Origin of the sequence: Nostoc sp. EspVER01, assembly GCF_034530635.1 — a bacterium.
GTDB lineage: Bacteria > Cyanobacteriota > Cyanobacteriia > Cyanobacteriales > Nostocaceae > Nostoc.
In genome coordinates this window covers 137,630-157,020 of the sequence record NZ_JAVRCS010000013.1, presented here as the reverse complement: position 1 = coordinate 157,020, position 19,391 = coordinate 137,630, and the positions used below count along the sequence as shown (strand labels likewise).

Genomic DNA, 19,391 nt, shown 5'->3' with positions numbered 1-19,391 from the left:
GCTAATTAATATCAATTATCTTGATGACGATCACTTGTATCTTGCTCAGTTTCTAGTAGCCGTGAAATAAGCATATCTGGTTTTCTGCTAATAATAGACTTAACTTTATCAATAGCAATTACTTCACTGATTTTCACAACCATTTCCCAGAAAGTATCTTCCTCTGTATCTTTGTTGTAAGTTCTATGTTTAAACCACAACAAATCATCCCAAACTCCGATAATTGTGGCGAAATACCACTTATCTCTTACTAGTATCCAGATTTCTTGTTCTAAGTAAGTCTGTAGAAGAGGTTTCACAATGACTAAAGATAATGAAAAAGATTGTGCAACATATTAAGTAAGTATTAATAGCTAAGACAACAGTTAAAATACTGAAAGTGTGTCAAAGAAATCAAAGGCTGCATCATCAAGATGACTGATTGGTTGATAAAGATGATCACGGTTAAAAATAAGGCATAATTTCACCTCTAACTCAGTCTAGCTCTGTATACACCGCGAAGCAGTCGGACTTTTATTCAGGATGTTTACGCAATTCTCCATCTAATATGTAAAATGGTCAGCGTATCAAGCTTTGCTCCAGGCGATCGCTTTATGGCCATTACAAAACGGCGACTACCGACATTTTTACAGTTTGGCAAAAGTCTCAATCTTTCCCAAAAACTCATGCTCATCGGGTTAGCCATTACCCTATTTTTCATCTTCCTGGCATTTTTCGCTCCCGTATTGCAGGCTTGGGGATGGCTGCAAAACCCCAAAGATTTCCTCTCTAATCCAATTCACGAGCCACCCTCAGCTAAACATTGGTTTGGTACTAGTCGCCTGGGTTATGATGTGTTCTCCCGAACAATCTTCGGCGCTCAAGCTGCTTTGCAGGTGGTGATTTTGGCAACGGCGCTGAGTATGATTATCGGTGTGCCTTTGGGGATGCTGAGTGGTTATCTCGGTGGGAAGTTGGATAAGGTGTTGCTATTTATTATGGATAGCATCTACACTCTACCAGGGCTACTGCTGTCTGTGACACTGGCGTTTGTAGTAGGGCGTGGGATATTAAATGCAGCGATCGCTATTAGCATTGCCTACATCCCCCAATATTACCGCGTTGTTCGCAACCACACCGTGAGCGTGAAAACTGAAGTGTTTATCGAAGCTGCTCAAGCAATGGGCGCTTCCACTTGGGTTGTGCTTTCTCGTTATCTGTTTTTCAACGTCATTCAAAGCGTACCCGTCCTATTTACACTCAACGCCGCTGATGCGATTTTGGTGTTGGGTGGTTTGGGCTTTTTGGGGCTAGGACTTCCCGAAGAAGTGGCAGAATGGGGACATGATTTAAAACAAGCCCTAGAAGCTCTACCTACTGGTATTTGGTGGACTACCCTGTTCCCTGGTTTAACGATGACATTCATGGTTGTAGGGTTATCACTACTTGGTGAGGGGTTAAATGAATTTGTCAATCCCCGATTACGGAGAGAAAATAGAATCCGAAAGTAGTTATTGGTCATTAGTCATTAGCAAAAGACGAAGGACAAAGGGACTTCCAACTAAAAAAATATGCCATCGCTGTCTAGGCAGGGGAGCAGGGGGCAGGGGGAGAAAGAAAAATATTATCTGAGTAAATTGGATAATTTATTTTCTGGAAGTCCCAAAGAACAAAAGACGAAGGATAAAGGACAAATAAACACAAATAAACAATAGAGAGATTTGTATGAAAGATAATCTAACGTTAATTGCTGCCGCTACAGGCGGGTTTATCCTTTCCGTTGCTCTTGCTGGTATCTTAAGGGGTACGCCAATTACAGCTTGGCAGGAACAATCGAGTTTTCGTACCACAACTGTTGCTAATTTACAGAGAGCAGAATTGAAAGCCCCGCGTCTTAAGATTGGTAATGAAAACGACTCGCATTCAATAAAATAGAAAATTTAGACTTCTTTCGCGCCAAAACGCTAAGTACAGATTTGCGGAAAATAGTGGCGAATTAAGGGTGGAAATTGAAACGCAGAGGGGCGCAGAGGTAAGCGCAGAGGATACGCAAAGGTTTATGGCTTGGTGTGAGGATTTTAAAGTGGTGAGTTCTCAAGTAATTGGCATTGATGTGGGTGGAACAGCTATTAAGCTGGGGCGTTTTGCCGCTGATGGTACTTGTCTGCAATCTTTGACTGTGGCAGCTCCCCAACCGACAACGCCGGAAGCGGTGTTGACGGTGTTGGTAGATGCGATCGCTCAAATTGATCCAGAAAATCAAGCTGTTGCCATTGGTGTTGGTACTCCTGGCCCATCCGATGCCGCAGGACGCATTGCCAAAATCGCCATTAACTTACCTGGATGGATCGATGTGCCTTTAGCAGACTGGTTAGAAGTTAAAACTGGCAAACCGACTGCGATCGCTAACGATGCTAATTGCGCTCTTTTGGGAGAAGCTTGGCTGGGAGCCGGTCGCCACTTTCAAAATCTGATTCTGCTAACTTTAGGAACTGGGGTTGGTGGTGCAATTATCCTCGATGGCAAACTATTTATTGGACATCAAGGAGCCGCTGGGGAATTGGGTTTAATTTCACTCAACCCTGATGGGCCAATTTGTAATAGTGGCAATCGAGGCTCTTTGGAACAATATGCCTGTGCGACTGCAATTCGCCGCCGCACTCTTAAAGAACCCATTGAATTAGGTTTTCTTGCCCAACAAGGAGATGGCGCAGCATTGACTTTTTGGCAAGAATATGGTAGATACTTGGGAATTGGTTTGACCAGTTTGATTTATGTACTCACACCGCAAGCGATTGTTATTGGTGGTGGTATAAGTGGCAGCTTTGAGTTTTTCTTACCAGGTGTAAAGGCAGAAATTGAGAAGCGAGTACAGCCTTTATCACGAGAAGGTTTACAGATATTGCCCGCAGAGTTAGGTAATTTTGCCGGGATAGTGGGTGCAGCAAAGTTGGCGTGGCAACACTATTCAAGATTTTAAATTATGGTTAAAACAATCCCAGCTAGAGACATCAGTCTTTACGAATTAGAAGAAAAATCTGGTTTACAACTTGCCATAGACACTAACTTTTTTCCAGAATGCAAAGTTATGCCATCAGGCTTATCGCCTACATATACTTGCAACTCAAATCCAGGTAATATATCTTCTCCAGAAAGAATCGCTGGCATTTGCATAACTTCTACAGAATAGAATTCCCTGTCTAATGGTGCAAGTCCTCTAGAAGAGGACTAGAAAAACTTGGGTTAAAGCACTGACAGCTATTATGCAATACAGTACAGTTTTTCTTTTTGCCCTTTTCTATCATAGCTTTCAGCTTTGAGGATGTACCTCATAGCTGCCGGAAGTGCTGTATTGCTAACTACGTTACCTTTAGTTAAAAGTTTAACAAGAGTAAGTTCCTCATTCACACTAAGATAAAGAATATCCTGTTGCTTTCTTAACGTATTTCACAACTTTTTCATAAGATTCAGGATTACTCACAGGGTTGATGATGATGGGAATAGTGCCATCTGGCAACCAAAAAGTTATCCTACCGTTCGGTTCATGACAAAAGGAACTGATGCAGTTGAGATTAATTACATATTCATTTTTTTCGTAAATTATTCTCACCCAGTGGGCATGATCTAATTCTAATCCTGTCACACATTCTAAATAATCGAGAATTTTTTGATAATCTTCCAGGTTACTTTGTGGGTTAATTACTATGGGAATGGCGCTATCGGGTAGCCAAAAAGTAACTCTGCCATTCAGTTCATAACAAAAAGCATGGACACGTTCAAAATTTACTACATATTCTTTCCTCTCGTAAAGGATTTTCACCCAGTACGCCACAACATCTCCTCAAGTCCGAAATTTACGAATGATGCACCCTGGATGTCCAAATCTACTGAAGCCTTAAGTTAATGTTGTTATGCACCAATTCAAAATCTAAAAAATTAATTTTGAATTACGAATTACGTTAGCGTAGCGGTAGCGAGTATTCGAGCGTCATTACGAATTGTTATGACACCTCCAATGGTGTTGGTGTGCTAGATGTGGAAAGAGAAAGAGCGATCGCTGTTTGAATAAACCCTTTAAATAAGGGATGAGGTGTACTGGGGCGTGATTGAAATTCTGGATGAAATTGGCAAGCAAGAAAGAATGGGTGCTTGGGTAATTCCACAATTTCAACTAAACGTCCATCGGGAGAAGTACCACTAATCACATAGCCAGACTTTAACAACAGATCGCGGTAATCATTGTTGAACTCATATCGATGTCGATGTCGTTCATAAATTACATCTTCTTGATAAAGCTTGAAAGCTAAAGTATCAGGTATAACACGACAAGGATATAGCCCCAAGCGCATTGTACCGCCTAAATCAACTACTTCCTGCTGTCCTGGCAATAAATTAATTACCGGATCAGTTGTATGAACGTCAAATTCAGCACTGTTGGCACCTGTTAATCCCCCTACGTTTCTGGCCCATTCAATCACGGAACATTGCATTCCCAGGCATAATCCCAAAAAGGGAATTTGGCGATCGCGGGCGTATTTAATGGCGGCAATTTTGCCATCAACTCCCCGAACCCCAAAACCTCCTGGTACAACTATGCCATCGACACCCTCAAGATAATTTTCGGCTGGTTCAGTTTCCAAATTTTCCGAATTTATCCAACGCAGGCGCAGTTTGCCATAAGTGGAGATTGCAGCATGATTTAGTGCTTCCACTACAGATAAATAGGCATCACTTAACTGCACATATTTACCAACGATCGCAATTTCTACCTCGTGCTTGGGACTATGTAAACGTTGTACCAAGGTTTGCCACTGCGTCAAATCTGGTTTACGTTGTTCCATTTGCAGCAAGTTCAGCACTTGTTCTGCCATTCCTTCCCGTTCTAGATTTAGCGGTACTTCATAGATACTTTTGGCATCTTGGGAAGTAATGACGCATTCTTCCGGTACATCGCAAAATCCCGACAATTTCTGCTTTAATCCCTTGGGTAAAGGGCGATCGCTGCGACAAACTAAAATATCTGGTTGAATGCCAATGGATCTCAGTTCCTTAACTGAATGCTGTGTCGGCTTAGTTTTCATTTCACCCGCCGAGGCAATCCACGGCACCAGCGTAACGTGCATGTACAGCACATTCTGCCGTCCTACCTCTTTACGGAACTGGCGAATTGCTTCCAAAAACGGCAGTGACTCAATATCTCCCACTGTCCCGCCGATTTCTGTAATTACTACAGAAGGATTTGTACTTTTAGCAACTCGCAGAATCCGCTCTTTAATTTCATTGGTAATATGAGGAATTACCTGTACAGTACCGCCATTGTAGTCTCCGCGCCGCTCTTTATTGATGACTGCCTGGTAAATCGAGCCAGTAGTCACGCAGTTCAAACGCGACATCGAGGTATCGGTAAAGCGTTCGTAATGCCCCAAGTCCAAATCTGTCTCTGCACCATCTTGGGTAACAAATACTTCCCCATGCTGAAAGGGACTCATCGTCCCAGGATCGATATTAATATAAGGGTCGAGTTTGAGAATCGACACCGAATATTCGCGCGACTTGAGCAAACGCCCTAGACTTGCTGCTACAATGCCCTTACCAATACTGGAAACTACGCCTCCAGTAACAAAGATAAACTTAGTCATAGTATTTTGAATTTCTAACAACTTCTAAAAATACATCCCGTCATTGTGCCACAGTTGTTGTGGTGTCATCTTCTGTGATTTGCTGTGAAAAACCTCTTAGGATTAGTAATATTAGGCTGTATTCTCACCTCCTCAGTAACCTTGGCAGAGCCATCTCTCATAGTCGTTTTTCCCCAGACAAACTACCAGACAAGTGCCCAAAAAATCTTCTTTCTGGGCACTGCACCACCAGATGGTCAGGTTTTGATCAATAGTAAGCCAATTAACCGCAGCAAAGCTGGTCATTTTTCGCCTAGTTTCCCCTTACAGTTGGGGGAAAATCTTTTTACTGTGCGTCACCAGAATCAAGAACTTAAAATTAAGGTGATCGGGCTTAACGCTAGCCCTGAACTACCACAGGGGGTAGCCTTTGCGAAAGATTCTCTGACTCCCGCAGTTGACATTGCCAGATTACCGGGAGAAGTAATTTGTTTTAGCGCGATCGCACCTCCTAACGCTAATGTCTCTGTAACCCTGGCTAATCAAACTATTGCCCTTTTACCACAACCTCAACAAGCACAACTACCAAGTAATTTGGCAGCTTTGACAGGTCAAAATCAGCCTCATGCCCAGTCTAGCGTAGGCAACTATCAAGGTTGCACCGCAGTAGCAACAGTTGCCGATCTAGGAAAACCTCAATTTCAACTGACGCTTGATGGGAAGACAATAACTCAATCAGGATCTGGTAAGATTGAAATCCTCTCAAGATCACAGTTGCCAGTTTCTGAGGTTACAGTAGAGTTAGGCGTTGCTCGTACTGGCCCTAGCACCGATTATTCCCGACTTACACCATTGCCCAAAGGCACACGCGCAACAGTTACAGGTAGGGAAGGTGAATGGTTGCGCCTAGATTATGGCGCTTGGATTAATAGTAAAGAAACCCGCATTCTCCCTGGTGCAGTTCCGCCACAAACAATAATTCGCAGTGTCGGATACCGTCAACTCCCTAGTGCGACAGAGATAGTTTTCCCCTTGCAAGTTCCCGTACCCGTGAGCGTACAACAAAGTGAGCAAACTCTCGCTCTCACTCTCTACAATACCACTGCCCAAACAGACATCATTCGCCTGGATGACAACCCCCTAATTAATCGCCTAGACTGGCAACAGGAAGCCCCAGGACAAGTAAAATACACCTTTAACCTCAAAAAAGCTCAACAGTGGGGATACAAGCTGAGATACGACGGTACAACCCTGGTTTTGGCTTTGCGTCATCCGCCTAAAATCGGGAACACAAGACGAAAGCTTTTAGCTAATTTCAAGATTGTACTAGATCCAGGGCATGGCGGTAAAGAATCTGGTGCCAGTGGGCCAACTGGATATTTAGAAAAAGATGTCAATTTGGTAGTTTCCAAGTTGTTGCGGGACGAATTGGTGAAGCGAGGGGCAACGGTGGTGATGACGCGGGAGGACGACAAGGAAGTTTCGCTAGTAGAACGTCAGGCAATTATCAGTCAAGAAGAACCTGCGATCGCTATTTCCATACATCACAACTCTCTACCCGATAATGGCGATGCCGAGAAAACCAAGGGATTCGGCACGTTTTGGTATCATCCCCAAGCCCACAGCCTCGCAATATTTTTACAGAACTATGTAGTCAAAAAACTCGGCAGACCTCATTATGGGGTGTTTTGGAACAACCTAGCACTGACACGTCCCGCTGCTGCGCCATCAGTATTGCTGGAATTGGGTTTTATGAGTAATCCTGATGAATTTGAGCAGGTAGTGAACCCAGAAGAACAGAAGAAAATGGCAAAAGCGATCGCTCAGGGGATTACTGAGTGGCTTAGGAGCAACTGCACAGGCGGCACTGCCACCCGCGATGAATGAAAGAAACTATTTTGAGGCGACTAATGAACGGGTACATTAGAATTATCCTGACAGTTAAAACCGAACCCACAATAGTGTGTTGAGCCTGATTAGGAGCATGGTTCTGGGGCATTATGGCTATGACATTGGTGAAGGACTTGCGTTTCCTATCCCGTTTGAAAGATTATCTATGAGTACCTCCCCAGGTCAGGACATCCATAATAACTAGAACAGGGTTGCAGCAATGAAATTGCCAGCAAATCAAGAGAAGAACCAGCCTGTACCTGTGGTAAAACCTTCATCCACTTTAGAAGAAATTAACCAGAATGCAGCCGGAATAGACCTTGGTAGTGGAGAACATTGGGTTTGTGTACCCACTGATAGGGCAGATAAAAATGTTCGCCGATTTGGGTGTTTTACCCCTGATTTAATTGCAATGGCCAATTGGTTAAAGGAATGCCGAATAAATACCGTGGCAATGGAAGCCACAGGAGTTTCTTGGATTCCAGTGTTTCAGATATTAGAATCCAAGGGTTTTGAGGTCAAATTAGTCAATGCTCATCACGTTAAAACAGTCCCTGGGCGCAAAACAGATGTGTTAGATTGCCAGTGGTTACAAAAGTTACATACATATGGACTACTGTCTGGTTCTTTTCGACCAGAAGACCAAGTTTGTGTGCTACGCAGTTATATCCGTCAGCGAGATACCTTAATCAAGAGTGCTAGTGCCCATATACAACGGATGCAAAAAGCACTCATCCAGATGAATTTACATCTCCACAAAGTCATCAGCGATGTGACTGGTTTGACCGGAATGAAGATTATAAAAGCAATCCTTGCTGGTGAACAAGACCCACAAGTTTTAGCATCCCTCAAAGATCCACATATCAGAAGCAGCACAGCAGATATTGCTGCATCTTTAACTGGTGATTACCGCCGTGAACATTTATTTGTTCTCCAGCAAGAATTAACACTGTATGAGGTTTATCAACAACAGATTATTGCTGTTGACGCTGAAATTGAAAAATGTTTAGCATCTTTTGAACCTAAAACTTTAGATGAACCGCCAACAACAGGAAGAAAACGCAGAAAAAAACCGACTGCAAATCACCCCGATTTTGATTTGCATAAATATCTTTATCGGATGGCAGGAGTAGATTTTACATTGATTGATGGTCTTGATGCTTTAACTGTTCAAACCATTTTATCTGAGGTGGGATTAAACCCGAAACGTTTTCCTAGCGTTAAACACTTCACCTCTTGGTTGGGTTTATGTCCTGGTCAAAAAGTGACCAGCGGTAAAGTCAAAAGCTCTCAAACTCGTACTGTTGTCAATCGTGCTGCAAATGCTTTTCGTATGGCGGCTTTTTCTCTGACTCACAGTCGTTCTGCTCTAGGTGCATTTTATCGCCGCTTACGTTCTCGCTTGGGTGCGCCCAAAGCAATAACTGCTACTGCACACAAGCTGGCTCGTTTGTTCTATCAAATTTGGACAACTGCTGGACGATATACTGATCCAGGTATGGACTACTATGAGCAAAAATACCAGGATCTGATTCTCAAAAATCTCCAGAAGAAAGCCCAAGCTTTTGGTTTTCAACTTGTCCCCAAATCTCAAGATAAGGAGGAAGCTTCATTTTATCAAACCCTTTCTACATAAGCTTTACGTCAAGTGTTTCTTGAAAGTGAGATAAATTTTGAGGTACAACACTAGTTCCTAATTGTATTTGGTGGAGTGCGATAGACCATGATTACTAAAGAAGAAATTACTATCAAAGTTCCGTCTGAGGTAGCAGAGGCATACCGCAATGCCACTGAAGAAGAACGAGAACAATTGCAACTTAAGATTGTGGCAATTATGCAGTCTCAATTTACAACTCCGAGACTTGAATCCATTGCACGTTTAAGAAACACGATGGATAAAGCTAGTGTTGAGGCACAAGAGCGAGGATTAACGCCTGAAATCTTAAAATCAATTTTGAATGATGACAAATAATCGACGGTTCGTTTTTGATACTAATGTGCTAATTAGTGCATTTTTGTTTAGTCAAAGCAAGCCACGTCAGGCATTAGATCAAGCTCAGGATATTGGCATTATCCTATTATCAAATTCTGTATTATCGGAGTTAGAAGAAGTTTTATATCGTCCCAAATTTGATAGGTATCTCACTAAAGAAAGGCGGCAAGAATTTATAGAAAATTTAACAGAAACCTCTCAGTTGATTGACGTGACGGAGCAGATTAATGAATGCCGAGACATAAAAGATAACAAATATTTGGAATTAGCACTCAGTGGTCAAGCAGAGTGTATTGTTACCGGAGATGATGATTTGCTAGTGCTAAACCCCTGGAGGGACATTGAGATTCTGAATGTTCAAGAATTTTTAGCAAGCAAATAAAGCGAAGAAACTACAACGTTTTGAACCAAATTAGTTCAGAATTGCTTGACCAAGATTAGCGATCGCTCCTTTCGCTACATTTATTTCTTTGTAGTAACTTCAATGTTGTAAACCTGACGACCAAGCCTATCTTGAATATACTTGAGAAGTTCTGCTTTATGTTTAAGTAACCATTTACAATTATTGCCGGAGTGTAAATATATACTATAGCCGCGAGTGGATCTGTCCCATTCTATTTTGTCAACTGCTTTGCAATGGTAAAATAAATTAATTATTCTTGTTAGAGTCCTCACAGAATATTGACTTTCTGTTCTAAATGATAAATCCAGATTTTTGGGAATACTCAATTTTGTTGTCTTGCACTGAAAATCAATTTCATTCCTGCCTTTACATTTATTGCAAATAACACACAGAGTTTGTGAGTTTTTTATAGATGTTTCTCCACCCATAGAAAACGGTTTAATATGGTCAATTTGTAATTTACCTTCTGCCTTGACTCCACAACATAGGCAAGCATAACCGTCTCGCTCTTTTACTTGTTCTTTTTCTTCTTCCGTGAGTTCCCTCGGTGGTTGAGGCATACGCTTAGATGTAGATGTAGGTGCTTTACTACCATCTCCATCAGTAATTATTTTATTGATAACCAACTGAAGGGCTGTTAGAAGACGATTTGGTGTTTTATAGAAAGTTTCCCACAACATTCCAGCTTTTGAAAACTCTTGCTTGACATAGTTGTTTAGTTGTGGATTTGAAAAATTAATTAGCTCATGAGCAATTTTATCTAAGTCATAGATTTCTCTTTCTTCAAAGGAATGATACGGGGGTTTAGAATGTAGATCATCTTGAGCAATGTGACGAACAATCTTAATTAAATCTGAATTAAGTCTTCTGCCAATGTCATCAGTTTCATCGTCAAAATAGTTATCTATCCATTCTTCAATTTGAGGCTGCATCCATTTATCATCAAGATACTCTTTAGACCATTCATCTAATAGCTTTGGGTCAGTAATAGAGCTAATAAAAGCCTCAAACTTGGATTGTGTATGTTCATAGACCATGACAAATTCGGTAAATGGCTCCATTGAGTCATTGTCATTATCAGAGTTAGCATATACAATTTCAGTTTTATACCATCCAATAGGAAATATTTTATTGTATTCTATTGGATGAACTTCATTATTCTCTAATGACTTCGATAATTCTTCGATTAGACGAATTGATATATATTCGAGTGGATAGTTTTCTCCTTTATCAGGCTTTACAGGATCAGGTTCAGGATCACCATCTACTGGGTTAACCCAATCAATTAAACGTTTCCAGTCATCGAAGAATAAAATAACATTTGCCTCATCACTGCTCCCTCCTGCTTTTTTCCCACGTAAAGCTCTACCAATCATTTGAGTCATTAGAATTGAACTTGTTGTTTGGCGAGTAATAAATACAGTTTGAACATTGGGAACATCAACCCCTTCTGTTAACATTCGTACATTGATTAAAACATCAAGCTTATTACTCTTAAAATCATCTAAAATTCTTTTATTGTCATCTGATTTCCGTTTATTTCTTGCATCTGCCGAACCTGGATCAGCATCTATACGCGAATAGATTGCATCTGCTTTAATGCCCTTTTCAACAAGTTTATTCTTTATGTGTTCACATTGAAACCAACGGTCAGCAAAGATAATAGTTTTACCATAAGTATCTTTTTTAGATACATAACTGTTTACGATAAAGTTGTTTCTATGTTTGTCTTTTGCAAGAATTTCGATAATTGATTCGGGAAGGTCTTTATGTTGCTTAACTAATCGGTCGTATAATTTATCATCAACTTCCATTTCTGTGCCAGTTGAAACTTCAATGTAATTAGGTCTAGCTAAAATATCTTGTGTTATTAAAGTTTCTTTATCAGCTTGATAAATAACTCCATTATCTCCATCTTGAAATATTTTCCGTAGCCAACCTCTTCTAGCCTTATCTGTATAAGTTGGTGTAGCTGTTAAACCAAGTATATTGCAATTGGGTACTAGCTCTCGAAGTCCTTTTTCACCAATTAATAAATTTCTGCAACCATAAGCCGGTGAATGGTGAGCTTCATCAACTATTATAAAAAGTCCTGTTTCTTTAGAATCCTCAATAAATTTTCTAAAAGCTGTTTTAACTTTATTACCCAAACCGTCTAGAGCATCAGGGTGTAAATTACTGATAGCTGTTTGTATTGTCATAATGACAATATCATCGGTTAGTTGTATAGATGATGCTTTGGCATGAGAAGGATTGCTGGAAACGCGCCTAATATTTAATATTTTTTTAGAATGTGAAATATCTCTGGCATTTTCACAAAAAGTTGAGAATGCTTGATCCAGTAGATAAAACGAAGGAGCTAACCAAAGGATTTTAATATTTTTAGGGATTACATGATCACACAACCACTTAACAGCTGTAAATGTTTTGCCTGCACCTGTTGGAAGTACTAATAGTCCACTCCTCGGTTCTTTACTGTCAAGCTTAAATGTACTACTGAGTTTTTTAAACGCCTCGACTTGATGCTGAAAGGGAGGCTTAGGGGAAAAGTGAGTATCTTTTTTTCTCAGTTGCTCAAGATTGAACGATTCATACTCTTTATACTCCATAAATATTCTCTTTTTTTGAACACAAGTTTTTGTGGATGAATACAATTTGTATTTCAAACTTATAATTCCCACAATTTTGTGTAAAGTATCACTGTGTCGAATCGGGAAAATTGTACATTAAGAAATTTGATAAACCTCGACTGCGCAAGAATGGCGCTCAAAATCATTGATCTAGCTTGCCTATGCTAAATAAAGTAAGAAATTTTGTGCAGTAGTTTCTTACTTTAGAGTTTTTCAAAGCATTTTTTCCTCTGCTGCTTTGAGGCGATCGCTCTCCTAATAAACTCAAAAATGCTTATCTAAACCAGCTTGTTTCAATACTCCATTTGCAGTATGACGTGATTTTATTTTACTATCAACTACAAAGTTATTATCTGTAATTGGGCTATACCAAATTTAATGATCTCCTTTCCCTTGCCTTTTAAAATAACATCCGGCTTCTGTTAAAAGCTTTTTAACTTCAGGAGTAAAGGAAACACTCATTAGCCAGCCACTTTGATTAATTCATGACGATGCGTTGTTAAGTATAAATCAATGTAATCTTTGTTGCCAGATTCAACTCTATTTAATTCAATAAGTTCTGGAATCATAGCTTTGAGTTTTGCTGTTAACATCTCAATAGTAGAAGCTTCTGTAACCAACCCAGGTAGATTATCACTGCTAGCTACCCACACATCAACCTCAGAATCCCAAAAAGCGCTTACTTTGACAATAAAAGTATTCATAATTCGCTTTTTTAGCTATCGCACGTATGTAAGCAATTTTAATTCAGAACTTTGAAAATTTTGCAAGTAACTTACAATCTTGACTTTTTATCAGGTGCGTAGGCGTAGCCCGCACTTCGGCTCATTTCGGCTACGCTCAATGACCAACGCTCAGTGACCATCGTAGACATCGCCCCACTGCCAAACCCAAAAGATGGAGCCATGCAGAACATAGCAAAAACAGCCTCAAGTTATTGAAAAGTGAAGTATTGCAGCTATTTATCTAGTGCTTTACGCTTCCCATCAGGTATTAAGAGTTACTAGAATACCTCGCTATATATTGATTTCAGTGCTTTTACCCTGCCAGAACCGCTTTGATCGCGGGTAGAAATATATGAAATCTGATATTTTTAAACTGTATGTATTTTAAGTTAGGCGGCATAGTAGGTGCGATCGCTATTTTATTAAGTAATGGTAGTGCCATCGCTGAAGATGCACAAAGATATATCACTGTAGGGCATGATAAATTAGGAAACAGTGTAGCTCTGGATACGGAAACTATAAAAGGCACTACATACAAGCTTTACGGAATGTATGGTGATGGCATTTTCGAGACTACATTCGATGCTTCGTGCAAAGAATCGCGGCTTTTTCGGAATCGCATTGCCATTTATGGTTCGGAGGGACAGCTACTTCAAGAGGATCGAGAAAAAGGAGAAATACCTTTTGTAGCTAATTCTTCACCAGGCAAAGGAATGCAAATTGTTTGTCAAAAGATTGGTGCAGATGGTTGGTAGGTTAAGTAGGGAGTGGGAAATGGGGAATGCCCCATGCCCAATCACTAGTGCCCAGGTAGAAAATACTAAGGACAAAACAACGTGTCACGCGTATCTCGTCCTGTAATCGGATTAGTCCCTTTGGCAAGTTTGCACAATTTTTTTTGCTCATCGGGACGCAGCAGCGTATCGGTAAAATCTGCCCCGTCAATGATTGCACCATCAAATCTGGCGTTAGCAGCAAAGGCACCCTCCAATAGTGCATTTGTCAAATTTGCTCTGACTAAACGAGCTGAGTCTAAAGTGGCATTTCTCAAATCAGAACCTTCCAAATTCGCAGACTCTAAATTTGCTGCAAAGAAACTGACACCGTTCAAATTAGCTCGGCTGAAGTTGCTCTGGCGAAGATTAGCTTTAGTAAAGCTAGAGTCTGTTAAATCACGTCCTGAAAAATCAGCCTCTACCAAAATTTCCTTATTATATTCAAGTGCCAGAGCTGTTGGAGTAAAACCGACTGTTGCGGTGATGCCAACTATTCCCCACAGGAATAAGCTGAGTATACTTACCCAAATGTGATGGTTTGTTTTACGCTTCAATTCCAACTCAGTGCTGAATAAGTTGAGTGTAGAACCCGTTGTGCGTAGGCATAGCCCGCCGCAGGCATCGCTTAACCTAGAATTCACAGAATTCATCATATTTTTAGTCAATGGCTAACCTTCCTCCATCTCATTATCCAGATATTGGTCATTTAGGAGAAGACCTAGTAGCCCAATGGTTGCAATCTACTGGTTGGATAATTCTCCATCGTCGCTTTTCTAGCCGCTGGGGAGAAATTGATATTATTGCTCAATATGATGGACGAACTGGGGAAAAACTCTTTACTCAGGACTCCTTACGGGCTAAACGCCCCGCTACCGCTAACAGCACTCAGCACTCAATATTGGCATTTGTTGAAGTTAAAACCCGTAGTTCAGGTAGTTGGGATGCCGGGGGAAGAAGCGCAATCACTCCACAAAAGCAAGCAAAAATCTGGCGTACAGCTGGAATCTTTTTAGCGCAGTACCCTGAGAAGGCAGATTATTCTTGTAGGTTTGATGTTGCTATTGTCTACTGCCAAAAAATATCAAAAAATCTGACTGGGGTTACAGCAAATCAGGAAGCTCTAGCTACTTCATCAGTACCCGGATATAAGTTTAAGCTGCAAGAATACATTCTGGCAGCTTTTGACTCTTCAATTGATAATGGTTAATTGGTAATGGATAAAATATCTTAATTACCAATGACCAATAATTTTGTAGTGGCGTTACAACCAAATAGTCTCAGGCCAGAGTTTCTGGACAGTAACCTAAGCCCCTGACAAACTGTTGCCGGAACGCTTCAATTTCGTCTCTTTCTGGGCTACCATGAGAAACGATCGCTACCTGATAGCGACGCATCACATCCACAGGGCACTGTCCCGCTTCCAAACTCCAAAGTGCCATTTGCACCCTCATTGGCGGTTCGTAGCTAATTCCTAATTCATTTAGAAAAGCCCGAAAGTCGCCATCTTCTTGGGGCGAGACTTGACCTTTGAGTTTGATCCTAACCACCCAGCCATCAATTTGATGAATTACGGTGACGAACGAAACTGGTGTCTGGGGTCTAGCGTGGAGGTGTTGAACGACCCTCAGGGTTAGACTGGCATTTGCCAGATAGTACAAGTATTCCATGTTTGTTGGTGCTTGGGATCAAAGCCAATCCTACATATCTATATTCGTCAATAAGTACCTGTTCCCGGTAGGGTAAAAGCCCCCGTTTTTAGATGGGGAGGTTTACCCAATTTTTATGTTAATTTTTCCGTGTTACTTAATAGTAACAATCTTATAGCCTTGCGACAAAACTGAGCGAAAATGCCTTAAAGTTCCTTTAGAAGGGAAAACTTAACTCAACCTTTTTAAGAGAGTATAAATACTAAATAAAGCAAAAACTAGTACAAGCCAATTTGAAAGATACATCTCGTCCACAAGCAAAAGATTTGGAATTAGATTGCTCGGTAGCTGGCTATGACTACACACTACCTCCAGAACTCATTGCCCAAAACCCAGCAGTTCCTAGAGATAGCTCACGGTTACTGGTAGTTGATTCTCCCACTACAGGCATCGAAACAGCACCTCTACACCATATTTTCCATGATTTGCCTGCACTGCTACGCTCTGGTGATTTGTTGGTTATGAACAATACAAGAGTCATTCCAGCGCGGCTTTATGGTCATAAATCCACTGGTGCGAAAATCCAGGTTTTGCTGTTGGAAGAACGGCAGCATAACTGTTGGTTAGCTTTAGTTAAGCCAGGAAAAAGCTTCAAACAGGGAGCGAAGATTATCTTTGAACCAAGGCAATTAGGGATTCGGGATTATAAAGATTCTTCGCCAATCCCCAGCGATGCACTGAGCCTGTCGTTGGCGCAGCCTCTCGTAGAGAAGTGTCCCCAACTCACGGCTACGGTTCTAGAAACAGACGCAGCTACCGGGGGGCGTTTGTTGCAATTTGATGTACCAGAGGGAAAGACTTTGGTAGAACTGTTAGAGGTATTTGGTGAAGTACCGTTACCACCGTACATCACTACCTCAAAAGCTGCTGATGAACAGTATCAGACAGTTTATGCTAAACAACCAGGAGCGATCGCAGCTCCAACGGCAGGATTACACTTTACCCCAGAGTTATTACAAAAGTTGCGCGATCGCCAAATCAATCAAGCTTTTGTGACGCTACACGTTGGTGTCGGCACATTTCGCCCTGTGGAAGTAGAGGACGTAACTACCCATCAGATGCATGAAGAATGGATTGAAGTCCCTGCTGCTACAGTAGAGCAAATCCGCGCTACTAAAGCTGCTGGCGGTCGAATTATTGCTGTCGGAACAACGGCAGTAAGGGCTTTAGAAGGGGCGGCTCAATCTGGTAATTTACAACCATTTTGCGGAAAAACAGACTTGTTTATTTATCCCGGCTATCAATGGCGGGTGGTAGATGGTTTGATTACGAATTTTCACTTACCGCGTTCTAGTTTATTGATGTTGGTAAGTGCCCTAATTGGTAGACAACGGTTATTGAATATATACAATGAAGCGATCGCTTTTAAATATCGCTTTTATTCATTCGGTGATGCCATGCTAATTTTGCCGTCAGGTGTGGGAGTGGGGAGTTAGGAGTTAGGAGTGAGGGGTTAGGAGTTAAAAGTTGGAAATTAGGAATTTTTTCTTTCGTGGTGGGTACTCTGACTTATAGGAGTTAAAAATAAGTACAGGTCTGCTATTAATGTCTGAAAAATACCTATTTTCTCATTGGTTAAATTTATTTTGTCAGGTAACACTCGGTGGCTGTTCTGCATTTTTGCTCTTGGCTGCACCGACAATTACTAATTTTCCAGTTAGCAAGCTGCTGGCAGAAACTGCAATTTCTCAGGATCTCGAAGTAGCTAGCTTTTTCCAGCAGGGAGTTACGCGCTATAACCGCCAAGACTTACAAGGTGCAGAATATGCCTTTCGCCAAGCGTTGCAGCGAGATCCTAACCTTGGGGCAGCACGGAATTATCTGGGTAATATATTAATAGAGCAAAATCGCCTGGATGAAGCTTTACAAGAATTTACAGAGGCGATAAAACTTAATCCCAATTCTAGCGAAGCTTATTACAACTTAGGGTTAGTGTTGCATCGACAAGGAGAAAAAGATGCAGCAATTACGGCTTATCGCCAGAGCTTAGTGATAGATTCCACAAGGGTGGCAGCACTGTATAATCTGGGTTTGTTGCTGTACGAACAAGGAAAGTTAGAGGAAGCGATCGCAGCATACCAAAAAGCGATTAATCTAGATGGCAGCAATGCCAATGCTTATCTTAACTTAGCGATCGCCTTGCAACAACAAGGTCAAATCGAGCCTGCGATCGCTACTTATCGCCAAGCTTTGAAGCTAGATCCTAAAAATGCCACAGCCTACAGCAATATGGCAAATTTGCTAGCAATGCATGGTCAAGCTCCTGAGGCTATTTCTGTTTATCGGCAAGCTATTCGCCTAAATCCGAAAAGCGCCTCAACTTACTATAACTTGGGAGTAACTTTATATAATCAGGGCGAGTTCAAAAAAGCCAGTGGAGTTTTGAAACGCGCTCACAACGAATATCGCGAGCAAGGCAACATTGAACAAGCCCAGAAAATTGAGCAGCTAATGCAGCAAATTGCTCAGAAAACTGGGCAACAGCAACCTCAAGCTAGTCAAACAGCTACTCCTTCTCAGAGTTCAGATTCTACAGCACAAACACCTGAGTCACAGACGCCAAATCAACCAGAAACGTCCGCGAACCCTGGCGATGTGCCTGTCTCAGTTGAACCACAATCCACTTCAACAAGTCCCTGACAATAAAAACTCAGAGTTAAGGCGATTTGCCCTCATCCCCCAACCCCTTCTCCCAAAATTGGGAGAAGGAGAACGAATTTCAAAGTCCCTCTCCCAAGCTTGGGAGAGGGCTTTTGATTCATGCAATAAGTCTATTCTCTACTGGAAGTTAGGTTGGAGTAAAAGTTGCACACAGCATAACTCCTAACTCCTAACTCCTAACTTTTTTAAATCGGCAAACGATTAATATCTTTATTGCAACCAATAACAACCATTGCTGAACCACGCTCTAAACGCTTGGTAGCGTCAGGATTAATTTGAAATTTACCATCCTGGCTTACTGCTAACAAATTTAAACCATAGCGGTTACGAAGTTGCAGTTCAGTGATGGTTTTGCCGTGAAATTCATCAGGCACAATCAACTCTACAATACTGTTATCTGGGTCGAGGTCAAACCGATCTAGAATTGCTGGTTTGGTAAGAGTACGCGCTAAGGCACAACCCGCTTCATACTCAGGAAAAACAACATGATCTGCTCCTACTCGCCGCAATAGTTTACGGTGAACTTCACTAGAAGCTTTAGCAACTACATGAGGTACACCAGCCTCTTTCACATTTAGAGTGGTTATGATACTTTCTTGAACGTAGTTGCCAATTGCAACAATTACAGTATCAAATTCAAAAATTCCAGCTTCTTTGAGTGCGGCTGGTTCTGTAGAGTCTAGTTGCAAAGCATGACCAACTATTCCCTCAGTTAATGCTTCTGAAACTCGTTTTTCATCAATATCTGTTGCCAGCACTTGATAACCAAAATTGTGCAGCGTGGAACAGACAGACCTTCCAAAACGACCTAACCCAATTACAGCAAATTGGTGGTTATCTTTACGTAAACTGCGAAAAAAACTTAATGATGACAGATTCACCGTTGTTATCCTTATTATGGCTCCCTGTATTTAGGGCAAAAAACGGTTATACCGCTTGAATTAAAAATTTTATTTTTGCCTTCTAATGTATATTTTATCAGTTTGGGCATTGGTTATTCTTTCTCCCCC

21 protein-coding genes are annotated in these 19,391 nt (G+C 41.2%); 12 read left to right on the top strand and 9 right to left on the bottom strand.

Features of this window, described 5'->3' with window-relative positions:
* Positions 1-11: 11 nt before the first annotated feature.
* On the bottom strand, positions 12-299 hold the full coding sequence (locus tag RMX69_RS14175; RefSeq protein ID WP_289797613.1) for a hypothetical protein: 288 nt from the start codon (positions 297-299) through the stop codon (positions 12-14).
* Positions 300-593: 294 nt separating this feature from the next.
* Here RMX69_RS14175 and RMX69_RS14170 point away from each other — a divergent pair, with 294 nt between their 5' ends.
* From RMX69_RS14170 to RMX69_RS14155, 4 genes are all read left to right on the top strand, one after another.
* Positions 594-1,490 carry an ABC transporter permease gene (locus tag RMX69_RS14170; RefSeq protein ID WP_289800021.1) on the top strand — a complete coding sequence of 299 codons (897 nt, stop codon included), beginning with the start codon at positions 594-596 and terminating at the stop codon, positions 1,488-1,490.
* Positions 1,491-1,704: 214 nt separating this feature from the next.
* A complete protein-coding gene (locus RMX69_RS14165; protein WP_289797614.1) occupies positions 1,705-1,914 on the top strand; it encodes a hypothetical protein in 210 nt (69 codons plus the stop codon).
* 124 nt (positions 1,915-2,038) lie between these two features.
* Positions 2,039-2,959, top strand: a complete 921-nt coding sequence (locus tag RMX69_RS14160) for an ROK family protein (RefSeq protein WP_322637840.1) — start codon at positions 2,039-2,041, stop codon at positions 2,957-2,959.
* 3 nt (positions 2,960-2,962) lie between these two features.
* The gene (locus RMX69_RS14155) at positions 2,963-3,169 is read left to right on the top strand and encodes a hypothetical protein (RefSeq protein ID WP_289797615.1); all 207 of its coding nucleotides are present in this window, start codon (positions 2,963-2,965) and stop codon (positions 3,167-3,169) included.
* A gap of 219 nt (positions 3,170-3,388) precedes the next feature.
* Here the strand turns inward: RMX69_RS14155 and RMX69_RS14150 are convergent, their stop codons facing one another.
* Both RMX69_RS14150 and RMX69_RS14145 read right to left on the bottom strand, forming a co-directional pair.
* Positions 3,389-3,811, bottom strand: a complete 423-nt coding sequence (locus RMX69_RS14150; RefSeq protein ID WP_289797616.1) for a hypothetical protein — start codon at positions 3,809-3,811, stop codon at positions 3,389-3,391.
* Positions 3,812-3,980: 169 nt separating this feature from the next.
* A complete protein-coding gene (locus RMX69_RS14145) occupies positions 3,981-5,618 on the bottom strand; it encodes a CTP synthase (RefSeq protein WP_289797617.1) in 1,638 nt (545 codons plus the stop codon).
* Between the two features lie 84 nt (positions 5,619-5,702).
* Here RMX69_RS14145 and RMX69_RS14140 point away from each other — a divergent pair, with 84 nt between their 5' ends.
* From RMX69_RS14140 to RMX69_RS14125, 4 genes are all read left to right on the top strand, one after another.
* Positions 5,703-7,484: an N-acetylmuramoyl-L-alanine amidase gene (locus tag RMX69_RS14140; protein ID WP_322637817.1), complete on the top strand. Its 1,782-nt coding sequence runs from the start codon at positions 5,703-5,705 to the stop codon at positions 7,482-7,484.
* Between the two features lie 265 nt (positions 7,485-7,749).
* A complete protein-coding gene (locus RMX69_RS14135) occupies positions 7,750-9,123 on the top strand; it encodes an IS110 family transposase (protein WP_322637839.1) in 1,374 nt (457 codons plus the stop codon).
* Positions 9,124-9,210: 87 nt separating this feature from the next.
* Positions 9,211-9,459, top strand: coding sequence for a hypothetical protein (locus tag RMX69_RS14130; protein ID WP_322637816.1), 249 nt, complete (start codon positions 9,211-9,213; stop codon positions 9,457-9,459).
* Positions 9,446-9,862, top strand: coding sequence for a putative toxin-antitoxin system toxin component, PIN family (locus RMX69_RS14125; RefSeq protein ID WP_322637815.1), 417 nt, complete (start codon positions 9,446-9,448; stop codon positions 9,860-9,862). Before RMX69_RS14130 ends, RMX69_RS14125 begins: the two co-directional genes overlap by 14 nt.
* An 80-nt stretch (positions 9,863-9,942) precedes the next feature.
* On the opposite strand, the gene RMX69_RS14120 is transcribed toward RMX69_RS14125, so the two are convergent.
* The 3 genes from RMX69_RS14120 to RMX69_RS14110 all read right to left on the bottom strand — a co-directional run bounded on the left by RMX69_RS14120 (position 9,943) and on the right by RMX69_RS14110 (position 13,420).
* A complete protein-coding gene (locus RMX69_RS14120) occupies positions 9,943-12,492 on the bottom strand; it encodes a DEAD/DEAH box helicase family protein (RefSeq protein WP_322637814.1) in 2,550 nt (849 codons plus the stop codon).
* 482 nt (positions 12,493-12,974) lie between these two features.
* Positions 12,975-13,217, bottom strand: coding sequence for a DUF1902 domain-containing protein (locus tag RMX69_RS14115; protein WP_322637813.1), 243 nt, complete (start codon positions 13,215-13,217; stop codon positions 12,975-12,977).
* A gap of 71 nt (positions 13,218-13,288) precedes the next feature.
* Positions 13,289-13,420, bottom strand: a complete 132-nt coding sequence (locus RMX69_RS14110; RefSeq protein ID WP_322637812.1) for a hypothetical protein — start codon at positions 13,418-13,420, stop codon at positions 13,289-13,291.
* A 195-nt stretch (positions 13,421-13,615) separates the two neighbouring features.
* On the opposite strand from RMX69_RS14110, the gene RMX69_RS14105 reads away from it, so the two are divergent.
* Entirely contained in the window at positions 13,616-13,993 is a 378-nt protein-coding gene (locus tag RMX69_RS14105; protein ID WP_322637811.1) for a hypothetical protein, read from the top strand.
* Between the two features lie 65 nt (positions 13,994-14,058).
* Here RMX69_RS14105 and RMX69_RS14100 read toward each other — a convergent pair whose 3' ends face one another.
* Positions 14,059-14,664, bottom strand: a complete 606-nt coding sequence (locus tag RMX69_RS14100) for a pentapeptide repeat-containing protein (RefSeq protein WP_409878026.1) — start codon at positions 14,662-14,664, stop codon at positions 14,059-14,061.
* Positions 14,665-14,678: 14 nt separating this feature from the next.
* Between RMX69_RS14100 and RMX69_RS14095 the strand changes: the two genes are divergently transcribed.
* A complete protein-coding gene (locus RMX69_RS14095; protein ID WP_322637809.1) occupies positions 14,679-15,221 on the top strand; it encodes a YraN family protein in 543 nt (180 codons plus the stop codon).
* A gap of 70 nt (positions 15,222-15,291) precedes the next feature.
* Here the strand turns inward: RMX69_RS14095 and RMX69_RS14090 are convergent, their stop codons facing one another.
* Positions 15,292-15,681, bottom strand: a complete 390-nt coding sequence (locus tag RMX69_RS14090) for a hypothetical protein (protein ID WP_012412259.1) — start codon at positions 15,679-15,681, stop codon at positions 15,292-15,294.
* 245 nt (positions 15,682-15,926) lie between these two features.
* Here RMX69_RS14090 and queA point away from each other — a divergent pair, with 245 nt between their 5' ends.
* Positions 15,927-17,156, top strand: coding sequence for a tRNA preQ1(34) S-adenosylmethionine ribosyltransferase-isomerase QueA (gene queA, locus RMX69_RS14085; protein ID WP_322637838.1), 1,230 nt, complete (start codon positions 15,927-15,929; stop codon positions 17,154-17,156).
* Positions 17,157-17,265: 109 nt separating this feature from the next.
* Positions 17,266-18,360 carry a tetratricopeptide repeat protein gene (locus tag RMX69_RS14080; protein WP_289797625.1) on the top strand — a complete coding sequence of 365 codons (1,095 nt, stop codon included), beginning with the start codon at positions 17,266-17,268 and terminating at the stop codon, positions 18,358-18,360.
* Between the two features lie 206 nt (positions 18,361-18,566).
* On the opposite strand, the gene RMX69_RS14075 is transcribed toward RMX69_RS14080, so the two are convergent.
* A complete protein-coding gene (locus tag RMX69_RS14075) occupies positions 18,567-19,262 on the bottom strand; it encodes a potassium channel family protein (protein WP_289797626.1) in 696 nt (231 codons plus the stop codon).
* Between the last annotated feature and the right edge of the window lie 129 nt (positions 19,263-19,391).

Bases quoted from the DNA above. Each gene is read 5' to 3' on its own strand.
- RMX69_RS14170 (WP_289800021.1), top strand. From the start codon at position 594: ATGGCCATTACAAAACGGCGACTACCGACATTTTTACAGTTTGGCAAA.
- RMX69_RS14165 (WP_289797614.1), top strand. From the start codon at position 1,705: ATGAAAGATAATCTAACGTTAATTGCTGCCGCTACAGGCGGGTTTATC.
- RMX69_RS14160 (WP_322637840.1), top strand. From the start codon at position 2,039: ATGGCTTGGTGTGAGGATTTTAAAGTGGTGAGTTCTCAAGTAATTGGC.
- RMX69_RS14155 (WP_289797615.1), top strand. From the start codon at position 2,963: ATGGTTAAAACAATCCCAGCTAGAGACATCAGTCTTTACGAATTAGAA.
- RMX69_RS14145 (WP_289797617.1), bottom strand. From the start codon at position 5,618: ATGACTAAGTTTATCTTTGTTACTGGAGGCGTAGTTTCCAGTATTGGT.
- RMX69_RS14130 (WP_322637816.1), top strand. From the start codon at position 9,211: ATGATTACTAAAGAAGAAATTACTATCAAAGTTCCGTCTGAGGTAGCA.
- RMX69_RS14125 (WP_322637815.1), top strand. From the start codon at position 9,446: ATGATGACAAATAATCGACGGTTCGTTTTTGATACTAATGTGCTAATT.
- RMX69_RS14120 (WP_322637814.1), bottom strand. From the start codon at position 12,492: ATGGAGTATAAAGAGTATGAATCGTTCAATCTTGAGCAACTGAGAAAA.
- RMX69_RS14115 (WP_322637813.1), bottom strand. From the start codon at position 13,217: ATGAATACTTTTATTGTCAAAGTAAGCGCTTTTTGGGATTCTGAGGTT.
- RMX69_RS14110 (WP_322637812.1), bottom strand. From the start codon at position 13,420: ATGGCTCCATCTTTTGGGTTTGGCAGTGGGGCGATGTCTACGATGGTC.
- RMX69_RS14105 (WP_322637811.1), top strand. From the start codon at position 13,616: ATGTATTTTAAGTTAGGCGGCATAGTAGGTGCGATCGCTATTTTATTA.
- RMX69_RS14100 (WP_409878026.1), bottom strand. From the start codon at position 14,664: ATGAATTCTGTGAATTCTAGGTTAAGCGATGCCTGCGGCGGGCTATGC.
- RMX69_RS14095 (WP_322637809.1), top strand. From the start codon at position 14,679: ATGGCTAACCTTCCTCCATCTCATTATCCAGATATTGGTCATTTAGGA.
- RMX69_RS14090 (WP_012412259.1), bottom strand. From the start codon at position 15,681: ATGGAATACTTGTACTATCTGGCAAATGCCAGTCTAACCCTGAGGGTC.
- RMX69_RS14080 (WP_289797625.1), top strand. From the start codon at position 17,266: ATGTCTGAAAAATACCTATTTTCTCATTGGTTAAATTTATTTTGTCAG.